This window comes from Bifidobacterium sp. LH_730 (assembly GCF_056355835.1).
Genome location: NZ_JBKETB010000002.1, coordinates 388,773 through 403,806, shown reverse-complemented (window position 1 = coordinate 403,806; position 15,034 = coordinate 388,773). Strand labels below are relative to the sequence as shown.

Below are 15,034 nucleotides of genomic sequence, written 5' to 3'. Positions count from 1 at the left end.
AAGAAACAGCCAACCGAGGGATGGCACGCTTGCGACAGCGGTTCGTCGTGAGCGCCGCCATGGGAACGCGAAGGAGATATCATGCGCAACTCGAAGAAGATCATCGCCGCGACCGCCGCGGTCGCCACGCTCATCGGACTGGCGGCCTGCGGTTCGTCCAACGACGGCGCCAAGGCCACGGACACCGACACCTCCGATGCCAAGGGCGAGGTCGTGTTCTGGGGCTGGGGCAACGGCCTGACGGAAACCATCGAGGCCTTCGAAAAGGCCAACCCCGACATCACGGTGAAGTACAACAACACCGGTACCGCCTCGGACACCGCCACCGCCCTGCAGAACGCCATCGCCGCGGGCAAGGGCGCGCCGGATGTGGTGATGATGGAGGACCCGACCGTCACCCAGTTCGCCGTCACCGACGGCCTGACCGATCTGAGCGAGTTCGGCGCCGACAAGTTCGCCGACGACTTCGCCGCCGGCCCGTGGAACAAGGTGCAGTACAACGGCAAGCCCTATGCGCTGCCGATCGATTCGGGCCCGGAGGTCTTCTTCTACAACAAGGCCATCTTCGACAAGGCCGGCGTGGACGGCGAGTCCATCAAGACGTGGGACGACTACTACGAGGCCGCCAAGAAGATCCACGCGCTCGGCGACAACTATTACATCACCAACAATTCCGGCGATTCCAACGCCTACCAGCCCTTCACCGCGCAGGTGTGGCAGGCCGGCGCCCAGCCGTGGAAGGTCGACGGCGAGAACATCACCATGAACATGACCAACGACGAGGGCATGAAGAAGTACATCGACTTCCAGCAGAAGCTCATCGACGAGGGCCTGGTCAACACGACCATCGCCAACTGGTCCGACGATTGGAACCGCTCCCTCAACGACGGCACCACCGCCTCCCTCGTCATCGGCGGCTGGATGCCGACCAATCTCGAATCCGGCGCCCCCGATCAGGCCGGCAACTGGCGCGTCGCCCCGCTGCCGCAGTGGGAGGAGGGCCAGCAGGTCTCCGCCGAGGACGGTGGCTCCGCCCTCGCCATCCCGACCCAGTCCAAGAACAAGGACGCCGCCTATAAGTTCGCCGAGTATCTGACGCACGGCGACGGCGCGCAGGTCATGGCCGACCACGGCACCTTCCCCTCGCTCAAGTCCATCCTGAGCGATGAGGAGTTCCAGAACAAGGAGAACGAGTACTTCGGCGGCCAGCAGGTCAACAAGGTGCTGTGCGAGGCCGCGAACCTCGATGTCACCGAGTTCCAGTACCTGCCCTACAACCCCTACGCGCAGTCCAAGTTCGGCGACACCATCGCCCCCGCCTATCAGGGCAAGAAGACCCTGAAGGAGGCCATGGCCGACTATCAGAAGGTGCTCGCCGACTACGGCACCGAACAGGGATACACGGTCACCGAGAAGTGAACCGGCGGTTCCGCCAGCTTTGACAAACCCGGCCCGGGACTCGTCCGCGAGAGCGGAGCGCGGCTCTCGGGCCATGCCATGCCGGTCCGGGATCGCGGGGCGGCGCGCCGAACCGTCGAATACCAGGAATATGAAGGAGCTCCCCATGCGCAGAGCGTTCAAGTGGCCGCGATTGCTGACCGACGACGGCCGCGGCATCGCCTATGGCGGCGACTACAACCCCGACCAGTGGCCGGAGGAGGTCTGGGACGAGGATATCGAGCTGATGAAGCGGGCCCGGGTCAACACGGTCGCGCTCGCCATCTTCAGCTGGTCGCGCATCCAACCCACCGAAGACACATGGGATTTCGACTGGCTCGACCGCATCATCGCCAAGCTGGGCGCGGCCGGCATCGCCGTCGATCTCGCCTCCGCCACCGCCTCCGCGCCGATGTGGCTCTACGAGGCGCATCCCGAGGTGCTGCCGCGCGACCGTTATGGCCACGTCATCAACCCGGGTTCGCGCCAGTCGTGGAGCCCGACCAGCCCGGTGTTCAAGGAATACGCGCTTGCGATGTGCCGCCGCCTGGCCGAACGATATGGCGACAATTCCGCCGTCACGGCCTGGCATATGGGCAATGAATACGGCTGGAACAACCGCCATGACTATTCCGACAACGCCGAGACCGCGTTCCGGAAATGGTGCGAGCAGCGATATGACAGTGATATCGACGCGCTCAACGACGCGTGGGGCACGGCCTTCTGGTCGCAGCATGTCAATGACTTCGGCGAGGTGCGGTTGCCGCGGCATATGGGCGGCGATTCCATGGTCAACCCCGCCCAACAGCTTGATTTCGAACGCTTCGGCAACGACATGCTGCTCGATTTCTACAAGGCCGAGCGCGACGCGATCGCCGAGATCTGCCCCGACAAGCCGTTCACCACGAACTTCATGGTCTCCACCGATCAATGCTGCATGGACTACGCGCAGTGGAGCGACGAGGTCGATTTCGTCTCCAACGACCATTATTTTCACGAGGGCGAATCCCATCTCGACGAACTGGCCTGCTCGGATGCGTTGGTGAGTGGGTTTGCGCAGGGACGCCCTTGGTATCTTATGGAGCACTCCACCTCCGCCGTGCAATGGAAGCCGCTCAACGCGCGCAAACGCCACGGCGAACTGATGCGCGACGCGCTCGCGCACGTAGCTTTTGGTGCCGACGCCATCAACTCCTTCCAATGGCGTCAGTCGCGCTCCGGGGCCGAGGCCTTCCATTCCGCGATGCTGCCGCATGCCGGCGCGGATTCCAAGATCTACCGCGAGGTGTGCGAGCTGGGCGAGACGCTGCGCACGCTGTCGGATGCGGGCGTGCAGGGCACGGAGCTGGAACGCAGCCGCACGGCCATCCTTTTCTCTGCCGAATCCGAGTGGGCCACCCGTTGCCAGACCCTGCCCAGCGCTCAGCTAAGACATTTCCATGACGTGCGCGATTGGTATCGCGCCTTCCTCGACGCGGGACTGCGCGCCGATGTGGTGCCGCTACGCGACGATTGGAACGGATACGACACCGTGGTGCTGCCCACCGTGCTGGTATTGCGTGCCGCCGATGTGCGGCGGATTGCCGATTTCGCGTTAGCAGGCGGCCGCGTCGTCGTCGGCTATGCCACCGGATTGGTCGATGAAACCTTCCGTGTGGGGCTGGGCGGCTATCCGGGCGCCGGGAGCGGATTGCTGCGCGATATGCTCGGCGTGCGTTCGGAGGAATTCAACATCGTTTCCGGGGACGTCTCCGGCGAGGGTTCCGTCGGCACGGAGAATCCCGTCGATCCGATCAGTGCCGCGGACCCCGGCGCCGTCCGTCTCTCCAACGGGGCGACCAGCCGCCTGTGGCAGAACGTCGTCACTTCCATGGCTCCCGATGCGACGGTGCTCGCCACTTATGCGGGCTCCGAGGCCGAGGACTGGGAGCTGGCCGCCATCCCCGCGTTCACCCGCCGTCCGTATGGCGAAGGGCAGGCGTATTACATCGGCTGCGATCTTGACCGCGCGGATATCGTGCGGTTCGTCGAGTCCGAATTCGGGCAGCCGGGCGCCAGGCCGGACGCGCGACTCATCCGCACCCGCCGCATCGGACGTGACGGCGATGGCACGCCGGTGACCTTCGAGTTCTATCTGAACCGGTCGAAGGAGCCCGTTGCCATGCCTGAGTCCGCCGGAGAGCCGGTGATCGAATATCGCTGTGCTCACGCGGCGGATGCACGGCATGAGCGCGTCCTGCAGCGCAACGGCGTGCTCGTCACGCGTGCGAGCGACTGATCCACGCCTGCGCGGGGTTGCTCCGGGCGGGCTTGGGGTAGGCTTAGGGACACCGGTTACCAATGGTGCGAAAGGGCGGCGATGGCAGTGCAGGATGGCGGCAAGCGAATCACATTGCGTGACGTTGCGCAGGAGGCCGGTGTGTCGCTCAAGACCGCATCGAATGTCATCAACGGCACCGGCCGCATGGCCAAGCCCACCCGCGACCGTGTGCAGGAGGTCATCGAACGACTCGGATACCGGGTCAATATGGCCGCGCGCAACCTCAACCGGGACCATACCGGCTTCATCACGCTCGCCGTGCCCACGCTCACGCCGCCATATCTGGCCGAACTGGCCAACCGCGTCATCGACGAGGCGCGCAAACGCGACTATTCCGTATACGTCACCACCTACGCCGAGGGATCGGCGAAGGGTGCGCGTTCGTTGCTGGAGAATTTCAACACCACCGTCTCCGATGGTTTGATCCTGTCGATGTCCGAGGTGGAGAGCATCTGTCCGGAGGATCTGGACGTGCCGTTCCCGCTGGTCGTCGTCGGCGCGCGCACCACGTGGGGGCGGTGCGACCATGTGACCCCTGATGATGTGCAGGCCTCCGGCGAAGCCGCGCGATACCTGTTCTCCCGCGGCGTGGAGCGGCTGGCCGTGGTCGGTGCGCGCGGCGAGTATGACGAGTCCGCCGCCCTCAAAGCCGAGGAAGGGAACGCCCAGCTGCGTCTGCGCGGCGTGCTCGAAACCTGCCGGGCGCAGGGGCGCGCGCTTGATCCGCGGCTCGTCGGCGTCACGGATCAGGACTGGACGATTGGCTCGGGCTATCGCGTCACGCAGAGCCTGATCGAATCCGGCGTTCCCTTCGACGGCATCGTCGCGTTCAACGACCAGCTGGCCATCGGCGCCGTCTCCGCGCTGAACGCCAGCGGTCGGGAGATCCCCGGCGAGGTGCAGGTGATCGGCTTCGACAACATCGAGGAGGCCGCCTATCTGCAGCCTCCGCTGACCACGATGGATTCCCGCCTCGACTGGACCGCTCCCACCGCGGTCGGGCGCATCCTCGCTCGCATCCAAGGCGAAACGCTTAGCCCCGAGCTGCTGACCACCCCCAGCCGTGTCATCGCCCGTGCCACCACGCGCTGAATATAAGCGAGCCGCCACGCAAAAACAACGAATGGCGTCATTTCCGCCAAATCGTGTTTTCGTGTGGCAGCTCGCTTATCGCGTCTCGCCTAGACGATGCGCCGGTCGGCCGCCCAGCGCGTCAATTCGGTGCGGTTCGACAGCTGGAGCTTGCGCAGCACCGCGCTCATATGCGTCTCCACGGTCTTGATGGAGATGAACAGCTCCGAGGCGACCTCCTTGTAGGTGTATCCGCGTGCGATCAGCCGCATCACCTCCTGTTCGCGCGCCGATAGCCTGTCCAGCTCCTCGTCGCGCGCGGGGCGTCCGCCCTCGTCGGCCAGTGGCGCGCCCTGGAATGCCGAAAGCACGAAGCCGGCCAGTTTGGGGGAGAACACCGCATATCCCTCGTGGACCTGCTTGATCGAGGAGACCAGATCGTCGCCGGTGATCGTCTTGGTCACATATCCCTGCGCGCCGGCGCGGATCACCGAGCCCACGTCCGCCGCCGAATCGGAGACGGACAGGGCCAGGAATTTGGTCGCCGGAGACAGCGGGCGGCTTTTGAGCAGAATCTCGGCGCCGCCCCCGCCCTCGCCGCCGGGCACATGCACGTCAAGCAGCACCACATCGGGTTTGAGACGCGTGACCATCGCCACGGAACCCTCCACATCGGCCGCCTGGCCGACGATATCGAAGAAGGGGCGCAGCGTGGCGATCACGCCGGCCCGGAACATCTCGTGGTCATCGACCACGGCCACGCGAATATGGCCGGATTGGCTGGATTCCTGCCCGTCCATCTGCCGTCCTTTCTCTGTGGGATCCATGGTGTTTCGCCCATGGTATCCCCATTGCGGGGCGTTCCGCGGGAGCATTGGCCGATCCCGCGCCCGCCATGCTCACTTCGCGTTCTCAGACGTCTGAGAACCGGGGTCGGCGGCCGCGCCGCCGACCGGCATATGCATCCTCACCTCGGTGCCCCATCCCGGCCTCGACACGATCTCCACCGTGCCGCCGCGCCGCCGCACGCGGCCGATGATCGACTCGCGTATACCGAGGCGGTCCGCTGGAATCTGTTCGACGTCGAATCCGTCGCCATGGTCGCGCACGAAGATCTCGACCATGCGCTCGCCGGCCTCGCAATACACGGATATCGGCTCGCCGCCGTGCGTGACGGCGTTGACCAGCGCCTGCTGCGTCGCGTCGAGCATCGCATCGGTCTGCGCGCTCGGCCGCGCGTCGCCCACGGTCACCACCTCGATCGGCTTGCCGTGCTCGTCCTCGACATGCGCCGCGATATCCTTCAATCCCGCGCTCACCGAGCGGTCGGAGGCGGCGCGCGTCTGATACAGCCATTCGCGCAGCTCGCGCTCCTGCTGGCGCGAGAGGGCGAACACCGTGTCCGGCTCCTCGGCATGCAACTGGATCAGCGCCAGCGTCTGCAACACGCCGTCGTGCAGATGCGCGGTCATATCGGCGCGCTCCTCCTCGCGCTCCTTCAACGCGCGCTCGGTGGTAAGTCCCCGGATCATCGACCCAGCCCATGGCACGATCGCCAGGGCCGCGCACGCCAGCATCACGAAGCCGCTGACAATGGTGTCCAGCATGCCCATGCCGAACCGGGACGCGAGATTCATGGCATATACGGCGAAACCGCCGAAGATCAGCGCTATGCCGCCGATCATCGTCGGCAGCTGGCCGCGCTCGGCGTCGTATCGCAGCCATGCCAGGGCCACGCCGGCGACCGCCAGCATCAGGGGCAGCATGATTTCGTTGGGGAAACCGGAATAGGTCAGCGCCAATCCGATGCCCAGCAATGCGAGGCCGGCCAGCGCCACCAGCGCGGGTTTGGGGGCGCGCCGCAACGCGTCGAGCAGGCTTTCGCTGCCGGCCGTCGTGCCGTCGGCGGTTGCGTCGGCGTCGGCAGCGGGGATGGGGTGGCCGTTGGCGGCGGCTGGCGCATAGGACATGCCCGCGGCGGGTATGCGGGCGCGGCCCGCGGTTGCCGCCCGCCGGTTGCCTCGCGACAGCGGGGCCTGACCGACCGGGGCGGCGCCGGGCGCCATGGCCGCGGCGACCGGATCGCCGACCGGCACGAACACCCACAGGAACACATAGGCCACGATGCCCGCGCCGAAGGCGAACGCACTCAGCAGGAACAACAATCGCACCAGCGCGACCGGCATGCCCAGATGCAGCGCCACGCCCTTGCACACGCCGGTGAGCCAGCGGCCCCGCTTGGGGCGCAGCAGAGGCAGTTTGGCCGGGAGCATCGGAATCGTCATGCCTACCATTGTGCCGCCTCCGGGAAGGAATATCGGGGGTTCCGCATGGTTTTCAGGGGATAATCAGGGAAGGCCCGGGTGCGTTGGACGGGCCGGGATTGCTGTAATGGAGATATGAGCAATCCCAATGATTTTTCGCATGCGTTCCCCGGGCAGCCGGGTGGTGCCGCATATGGCGCCGCGAATGGCGCCTCCAATCCACAGGGTGGGCCGGCATACGGCGGCTGGCAGAATCCTCCCTCGCACGCCGATGCCGGTGAACCGGGTGCCCAACCGGGTTTCCGCGCAAACGGCGGTCCTCGGCAAGGCTCCGCATATGGCGCTCCCGCCCCCGGAGCCATGCCGCAGTCCTCGCCTAACCCGGCTCCCCGCAAGCCGCGCCGCTTCTTCTCGTGGATCCGGTCGACCGGCATGATGCGCGGCGATGACCGCTGGATCGGCGGCGTCTGCTCCGGACTGGCCGCGCGCCTCGGCTGGAGTCCCACCCTCACCCGTGCGCTGTTGGCCGCATCGGTGCTGCTGTTCGGCTTCGGCGCGGCGGTCTACGCCTTCGCCTGGCTGCTGCTGCCCGACGCGCGCACCGGGCATATCCTCGTCGAGGATCTGATCGAAGGGCATTGGCAGTGGGACTGCCTCGGCGCCTTCCTGTGCATGGCCGTGGCCATCATCCTCCCCGGCTTCGGATGGCTGGCCATCGCGCTCGCCGCGGCCTTCCTGTGGTTCCTGGCACAGAGCGCGATCCGGCAGAGCGAAGGCTATGGCTATGCCTACCGCGCTCCTGGCGGAGGGCTGAACGGAACGCCGGGCGGGATGCCTGGCGCGGCGCCCAATGCGGTGCCCAGCGCGACCGCATATCCAGCGTCCGCGCCGCATATGCCGGCCCCCGGCATGTCCGGTCCTGCCGCGGCATACGGTTCCGGCCCCTCCGCGGCGCATCCGACCTCCGATCCGGCCCAAGCGTTCGCCCATGCCGCCAAGCCATCGGACACTGGTTTCCATGACGCTCCCGCCAACCCCTATCAGCCGTATGGCGCCGCGCGCAACGGCCAACCCTCCGGCTTCGCGCCCGCGTCGCCTATGGCTCCGGCCGGTGCCGCCACCATGCCTGCTCCGGCCGGATACCGCGCCCCGAAGCCCGCTCCGGCTGGACCCCGCTATGCCCGCCGCAAGCCGGCCGGGCCGACGCTGGTCCTGTCGCTGCTCGGTCTGTCGTTGCTGTCGGCGGCCATCTTGATGGGCGTTATGTCGCTTGGCCTCGTCCCGATGGGCCCGGGCGATGTCATGGCCATGGCGACGACATGGATCTGCGCGGTGTGCATCGTGCTCGGCCTGACGCTGGTGGTGCTCGGCGTGCGCGGGCGCCGTTCCGGCGGCCTCATCCCGGTCACGCTGATCGCTGGCTTCACGGCCGTCTGCATGATGTTCACCAGCCTCGGCTACGCCTACGTCTTCTATCGAGCCGAGCACAACACCGATTCCTACGCGCAGGTCGATTTCGGACTCAACTACGAATCGCGCGACGCCGACGGCATACGCTCCGTGCAAGGCCCGGACGGCGCACGGAACTACTGGGTCGCCGACTACGATGACGCGCTTATGGCACGTCTGGAGCAAGGCGTGCGTTTCAACGGCTCCTCCTATGCCTCCTCCGTCGCCAACATCGACCTGTCCGAGGCGAAAACCTGCCCGACCGGGCAGATCAACATCGCCGCGAACCGCGCGCAGGTGCAGGTGACGGTCCCCGATGGCTGCCACTATGTCTTCTCCACTCGTTGGGGCGGCGCTTTGGAAGGAATCACCGCTTTGGGCGGGCCTTGGTCCGTCGTCACCGATAACAACGTTGATCTGAACGTCAGCCCGACCTTCGACGGCGGATATGAATACGGATACGGATATGAATACGCGAACGACGATTGGGACGAGTACGGCTGGGATGAGGACGGATACACCGGTGACGATCTCAACCATTACGCAGACTATCTGAGGATCAACGTCGACGCCATCGGCGGGCGCGTGTCCGTCGTCCAGGCATCCGACAGTCAACTGCCCGGGTACGTCGAGTTCTCCCGGAGCGTCAAATGAAGGAGCATGAGATGAACGAGCGTGAAACGATGATGAATGCCGACGTGCGTGCGGACGGCCAGTCGACGGAAACCATCGATTTGGCCGCGGTGTCCGATCCCGTGGGCGACACGGCGGTGATGCCGGTTGCGGCGGATGATGGCGCGCCGACCGAGGCGATGCCGGCGGTGTTCGGGCGGGCGGATGATTCGCCGACCGAAACCATGGACCTCGCGTCGGCGGGCGATACCGTGGTGATGCCCGTTGCGGCGGGTGATGCTGCGCCGACTGGAGTATTGCCTGCGCCGGTTGCCAGCGACACGGTGGTTATGCCCACGCAGGATGGCATGGACCCAACGCGTGAGATGTCGGCGGTGGAGGCTCCCACCGAGGCCTTGCCGGTAGAGGCTCAGGCGCCGTCACAGGTCGAGGCGGGGGTGGCTTCGCCGGACGAACCGACGGTCCCGATTGACGGGCCGACTTCGATTGACGGGTCGATTCCGGATGCTGGGCCGATGCCGGAGGCGGCTGGCACTGCCATACCGGTCGGCGCCGCACTGCCAAGTGACGGGTTGCCGTCGTCCGATGGTGTGCCGCTGTATGCCACGCAGCCACCGGTGACCCCGATGCCCGGCGCTCCGGGCAATCCGTGGATACAGACCCCGGGCATGGGCGCAGCCCCAGCGCAACCCTTCGTGCAGGTCCCGGTGGCCGCTCCCGCGCCGTTGCCCGAACCGCAGCCCAAAACCGGTCCCAGTGGTCCGACCATCGTGTTCGGTGTGCTGACGCTGATTCTTGGTGTGATCGGCATGTTCTTCGGTTTCGGCGTGAGCAACAGCATGTTCGGACTCATCGATCTGCTGCGCGTCTCGCCCGAGGCGTTCGTCGCCCTGTGCATCGGCGGGCTGGGCGTGTTGCTCGTCGTCATCGCCATCGTATGGGGAGCCGCCAAGGCTGCGCATACGCGTCGGGCGTCGGCGCAGAAGGATGAAACCGATAAGAGCACTGCGAATGACCAGCGTGACGGCGCCTCTCCGAATGCTCGTTCGCCGAGGCGTGACGGGGACGATACGCCTCGGGAATGACGCCAGTCTGCAAACATGCTGACTACAGTGAGGGGATGTGAACAGGATGGGGAGGCGAATACTGCCAGTGGCTGCCGCTGCGGTGGCTCTGCTGGCAGTGCTCGTCGTTCTGGGACAGATGATGATGCCCCAGTGGCGGGCAGTGTCCTTCGAAAACCATATCGCTGTCGAATCGTCCGATCCCGCCATCGAACCCAAAGGCGTGCGGATCGACCATGAGGGCGCATATCGCACCAGGCAAACCACACTGACGATCGAAACTGAGGATGGCGCCAGACTGCCCGCCATCCTGCGCGAGCCAATCGGCGCGGCGGGGCCACGCCCCGCATGCCTGTTCATCCACGGCTCCGGCACCGCCGGGCAGGAGGATTTCGGCGATATCGCCAACGCGATGGCCTCCGCCGGCATCGTCACCTTGGTGCCGGCCAAACGCACCGCCAATTACACGCCGCTGCACAGGGATTACGCGCGGTTCGCCCGTGATTATTCCCGCGCCTTCGACCAGTTGCTCGCCGTGCCCGGCGTGGACCGGTCGCACACCGGCGTCTACGCCGAATCCGAAGGCACATGGATCTCCACGATGATGGGCGGGCAGCGGCGGGACATCGCCTTTTCCATTCTTTCCTCCGCGCCGGTGTTCAAAGGGCGCGAACAGATGGCGATGGCGGTCAGCGCCTACGCCCATGCGGCCGGCGCGCCCGAACCAGTGCTGCGTGACGTGGCCAAGCTCATGTCAATGGATTTTGCGCCCTTCGACCTCGCATACGCGGATTTCGACGCGGCGCGGTATCTCAAGACGCTGACCATGCCGGTGCTGGTCAACTACGGCACGCTCGACCCCGCCATGCCGATCGAGCAAGGCGCTCGCACCGTGCTCGACGTGACCGCCGCCCAAGGCAATGACAATGTGACCGTGCGTTATTTCCGGGCCAACCATCAGATGCGCGCGGGGGAGGGACTGTTTACCTCCGGACTGCCGCTGGCGGACGGATATACGAAGGCGCTGAGCAACTGGGTGAACGGCGTGGCCACCGGGGCCGGCGCGGATGGCTGGGCCACGCCGCGCATCGCCGGCGCGCAGCCGGATCAGCATTATGCTGTGCCGGAGCAAACCAAGTCCGGCATCATTGGATCGCTCGGCGTGCTCGTTGGGTTGATGGCGGGATCTCTGATCTGCCTGCTTGCTGCCGGAGTGCTGGGATTTGCGGTGGCTGTGTGTGACATGTTGCACCGCCGTAGGGCGTCGTATCGCGACATGCCGTGTCGGTGTGAGCGATGGCTGCATGCCGATGGTCACGGTCGGCTGTCGGTGGTTTCCGGGCGGCATATCGCCGACGGTCGCGGACGCCGCGATGGTGCTGCTGCTCGCCGGCTATGTCTCGACGGTGATCATCCAGGCGTTGCATGGCCAATCCAATGCGGCGGGATTCGCTGTCGCTTGGGGTGTGCTGCAGGTCGATGCCGTGCTCTGCGCCGTGCTGTGCGCGTGGCTGATGGTGCGGCTGTGGCGTGTTGTGCGCGTCGGAGGCGTAAGCGCATTGCGCTGGAGCGTCTATGCGCTGACCCTGCTCGGTCTGCTGGCCGCGCTGACCGTCATGGCCTTCTGGGGTTTGTTCTCGTGGTGATGGTTACTGCGCGGCTTCGGCTTCGTCGAGGTCGGCGAAACCGCCTAGACGCACGGTGTTGAGAATCGTTTCCTCGGTGAGGTTGCGGTTTGCGGCCTTGAGATCGGCCACGAAACGCTCGTAGAGCGCGAAGGTCCCATCCGAATAGGTGCCCAGTTCGCCGCGCAGATAGGTTTCGAAACTCGTGACCTCGGGTGTGTCCTCGGCGGTGGTGAGCACGCGCATCGCGGCGCCTAGTTTGGGGTAGCGGCTGCGGAAGTCGTCGGCCCACGCCACCTGCGTGGCGATGACCTGCTCCTGACGCGCGATGCGCTCGTCGGAGAGCTTCGGGATATACGGCTCGATGGTCTCCTTGAACTGTTCGGGCGCGGTCGAGGCCATCATGCGGCCGTATTTCTCAGTGATGAGGTTACGGTCCACGGCGTCGGCGGCCGTCAGATCGGCTTCATAGCTTTCGAGCAGTTCGGCGGGCCATGTGAGGAACTGGCTCATGCGCATCTGCTGGAACATCGGCCAATTGCCCTGGCATGAGGCTCGCCCGCCCTCGTTGTTGGTCTGTTGGAACTGCTTCCATTCGTGCAGCACGATTTTCGCGTGCAACGTGTCGATGTTCTCCATGAGGTCTCCTTTTCCTTGGTGGCTGAGGGGGCATTGGCATACGGTGATGTTCGGGGACGCCTGACATGCGGCGGCATCCTGTCTCCTCGGAATGATGCCGTATGCCGAGGAGACAGGATGTTCACGCGCCGTCCCGGACACGAGTGCCCGGGTCAGAGTGATCGCAGCACCGGATTGTCGCTTTGGATGTGTTCCTCGACGTAAGGTCTCTGCCATTCGAGGAAGGTCTCGTCGCTGCGCGTCAGTCCCTCGCGCTTGAGCTCGACGACGATCTGCGCGCAGATTTGCTCGATGGTCGATTCGATGCGTTCGATGGCTGGCCCCGAGCCCTTGCCGCCTTCGCCGAAGCCCTCGCCGCCGTAGCAGGCCGCGGAGGCGAGGCGCATTACGTTTTCCAGCTGTTCGCATACATCCGCCATGCGGGTGGCGATGCGCGAGGAAAGCCGGCGCAGCGCGGCGAAACTCCACTTGTAATACGGTAGGTATCCCACCGTGATCGGCCCGTTGAACAGGAACACCAGCGATGCCGTCGCGTCGACGAATTCGCGGATGGACAGCCATGCCGCTGCGCCGTCGCCGCGCTCTAACATGCGGGGGAGATTGTATTGACCGGCCTGTGCGATCATGCCGAGACGACGGGAGATCAGCGACAGGCGCACGTCGTCGGGCATCGCCTTGAAGCCTTGGCGCGTGGCCGAGAAGTCGCCGAGCGGGTCGGCGAAGACGGCGCCATTCGTGGCTGCGGCAAGCGTTGCCTCGTCCAGCATTAGCCACTCATGCGGCCGGTCGGCCGGCGGAGCCTGACGATATCCGGTGATCGATTCGAAGAACCCGCCGATGGAGAACACGCCTTCGCGCCGGCCCGCGCCCTGCGCCCGCGGCGTGCGCGCCATCATGGGATTGGTGTCAACGTCAGCGCGGCGAGTCCCGACGCTGCCGCAGTCGGCATCGCTGGCAACGTCGGGCGCTTCGTCGTTGGCGCTGTTGTCGTTTCCTGTGCCGCATGTTTTGTTGCTGTTGGCAGATGGCGTTGAGGCCATCTTGTCATCAAAGGCAATCGTTCGGGACTCATCCACTGTGAACGAGCGGGGCAGAGCCTCGTAGTCGGATTGCAAGCGCTCGCCAATGGCGGCGTGATCCTCGTCGGTGAGCCACAGGCAGCAGCGCGGGCCGAAATCGTGGTCCTGCGAAATCGCGTCATCGAAGCCATAGCATTCCGAACCATGCCCGACCAGCCCGGCCGCGATGCGCGGCGCATACTCCGGATAGCGTTCGGCAATCATCGGGCGCACGACCTGCTCCCAGAAGGCGCGCGCCAGCGCCATGCCCGAAGGGAGGGGAGTGATGGCGATGCCTCTAGACGCAGCGGTTTCCTCGGGCGCGGCTTTCGCCATTGCCTCATGTCCGGTGTCTTCGTGGACGTCTGCGCTATTGCCGGAATGCCCGAGTGAGACTGCGGATGTTGCATCGGTTTCCACGCACATGCTGGTCGGTTGTTCGTTGTCACCGATCTGATGGGTCGTGCCAGCCTCGCCCGCCCGCTGTTCGGCCTCGTCAAGATTCGCTTTGGTGATGCGCCAGTAATCGGTGTCGCGGCCGTAGCATTCCTCGATCACCGTCAGCGAACGTCGATACAGTTCGACCGCGTCGGCGTATCGTTTCTCGGCGAAGCGCACCTGCGCCAGTCCGGCCAACGCCGAGGCGAAATGCGCCGAATGTTCCAGGTGCCCGGTCGCGTAGATGTCCAATGCCTTCGTCGCATGCGCGTCGGCCTGCGCAAGAAAATCGGCCGCCGTATCCGCCGCATTCGCCGCGCCACCCGCCTCCTGCAGCAGCACCAACGCCAGATTGGTGTGGGTGCTGGCCACATCAAGATCCTCGTCCGGGTTCACGGAGGCGGACTCAAGCACGCCAAGCGCCAGTTCGAGCTCATGCCGCGCCTGCTCCAGCCGCCCGGTCTGCGAATACAGCATCGACAGATTGTTGTGCAACGCCGCGATGCGCCGGTCCTTCGGTCCCAGCACGCGCTCGGAACACTCCAGCGCCTGGCGATACAAATCCTCGGACTGGTCGTAGCATTCCGCCGCGCGCATCGCCGTCGCGCAGTTGATCAGCGTCGTCGCCCACGCCTCGGTCCCCTCCAAACCCATGCGCAGCGCCAATTCGATGGCCCGCTGCACGATCCACTGATTCTCTTCGTGCCGGCCCTGCGAACGGTAGAAGCCCATCGTCTCGTTGAGCACGGTGAGCAAGCCGGCGTCATCGCCCGCATTCTCCGCATCCGCCATCGCCTGCTCAAGATAGGGACCCGCTTCGTCCGCCGCCGCGTGGCGGTCGAATATCGCGTCAAGTCCCGCGAGGAACCGGTTCACATCGAAATCGGAGGTCTCCGGCGCATCGGGATCCATATCGAAACCCGTGTCATCCGCATCCCCGGGGCCATGCCCGAAGCCCTCCGCATATGCCTTGAGCAGCGCTTCCTCGTCAGCCATGTCAGCCTCCCTACGCGCGCGGCACCGCACGCACTTCTGC

10 protein-coding genes are annotated in these 15,034 nt (G+C 65.5%); 6 read left to right on the top strand and 4 right to left on the bottom strand.

Annotated elements, in window-relative coordinates:
* The first annotated feature begins 81 nt into the window (after positions 1 to 81).
* From AC1AUD_RS04465 to AC1AUD_RS04455, 3 genes are all read left to right on the top strand, one after another.
* Positions 82 to 1,419 carry an ABC transporter substrate-binding protein gene (locus AC1AUD_RS04465; protein WP_476572463.1) on the top strand — a complete coding sequence of 446 codons (1,338 nt, stop codon included), beginning with the start codon at positions 82 to 84 and terminating at the stop codon, positions 1,417 to 1,419.
* 145 nt (positions 1,420 to 1,564) lie between these two features.
* Positions 1,565 to 3,715, top strand: coding sequence for a beta-galactosidase (locus tag AC1AUD_RS04460; RefSeq protein WP_476572461.1), 2,151 nt, complete (start codon positions 1,565 to 1,567; stop codon positions 3,713 to 3,715).
* Positions 3,716 to 3,796: 81 nt separating this feature from the next.
* On the top strand, positions 3,797 to 4,849 hold the full coding sequence (locus tag AC1AUD_RS04455) for a LacI family DNA-binding transcriptional regulator (RefSeq protein WP_476572459.1): 1,053 nt from the start codon (positions 3,797 to 3,799) through the stop codon (positions 4,847 to 4,849).
* Between the two features lie 89 nt (positions 4,850 to 4,938).
* On the opposite strand, the gene AC1AUD_RS04450 is transcribed toward AC1AUD_RS04455, so the two are convergent.
* Both AC1AUD_RS04450 and AC1AUD_RS04445 read right to left on the bottom strand, forming a co-directional pair.
* On the bottom strand, positions 4,939 to 5,628 hold the full coding sequence (locus AC1AUD_RS04450) for a LuxR C-terminal-related transcriptional regulator (RefSeq protein WP_476572457.1): 690 nt from the start codon (positions 5,626 to 5,628) through the stop codon (positions 4,939 to 4,941).
* Between the two features lie 99 nt (positions 5,629 to 5,727).
* Complete coding sequence (locus AC1AUD_RS04445) at positions 5,728 to 7,122, bottom strand: ATP-binding protein (RefSeq protein ID WP_476572455.1); 1,395 nt, start codon at positions 7,120 to 7,122, stop codon at positions 5,728 to 5,730.
* Positions 7,123 to 7,227: 105 nt separating this feature from the next.
* On the opposite strand from AC1AUD_RS04445, the gene AC1AUD_RS04440 reads away from it, so the two are divergent.
* The 3 genes from AC1AUD_RS04440 (at position 7,228) to AC1AUD_RS04430 (ending at position 11,946) form a co-directional block, all read left to right on the top strand.
* Positions 7,228 to 9,195 carry a PspC domain-containing protein gene (locus AC1AUD_RS04440; RefSeq protein ID WP_476572453.1) on the top strand — a complete coding sequence of 656 codons (1,968 nt, stop codon included), beginning with the start codon at positions 7,228 to 7,230 and terminating at the stop codon, positions 9,193 to 9,195.
* A gap of 11 nt (positions 9,196 to 9,206) precedes the next feature.
* A complete protein-coding gene (locus AC1AUD_RS04435; RefSeq protein WP_476572451.1) occupies positions 9,207 to 10,259 on the top strand; it encodes a hypothetical protein in 1,053 nt (350 codons plus the stop codon).
* A 67-nt stretch (positions 10,260 to 10,326) separates the two neighbouring features.
* Positions 10,327 to 11,946: an alpha/beta hydrolase family protein gene (locus tag AC1AUD_RS04430; protein ID WP_476572449.1), complete on the top strand. Its 1,620-nt coding sequence runs from the start codon at positions 10,327 to 10,329 to the stop codon at positions 11,944 to 11,946.
* Here the strand turns inward: AC1AUD_RS04430 and AC1AUD_RS04425 are convergent.
* Together AC1AUD_RS04425 and AC1AUD_RS04420 are read right to left on the bottom strand one after the other, a co-directional pair.
* Positions 11,888 to 12,502 carry a DUF4125 family protein gene (locus AC1AUD_RS04425; protein ID WP_476572447.1) on the bottom strand — a complete coding sequence of 205 codons (615 nt, stop codon included), beginning with the start codon at positions 12,500 to 12,502 and terminating at the stop codon, positions 11,888 to 11,890. The two genes, AC1AUD_RS04430 and AC1AUD_RS04425, sit on opposite strands and share 59 nt — an antisense overlap.
* A 152-nt stretch (positions 12,503 to 12,654) precedes the next feature.
* On the bottom strand, positions 12,655 to 14,994 hold the full coding sequence (locus AC1AUD_RS04420; RefSeq protein ID WP_476572445.1) for a DUF4037 domain-containing protein: 2,340 nt from the start codon (positions 14,992 to 14,994) through the stop codon (positions 12,655 to 12,657).
* Positions 14,995 to 15,034: the final 40 nt, after the last annotated feature.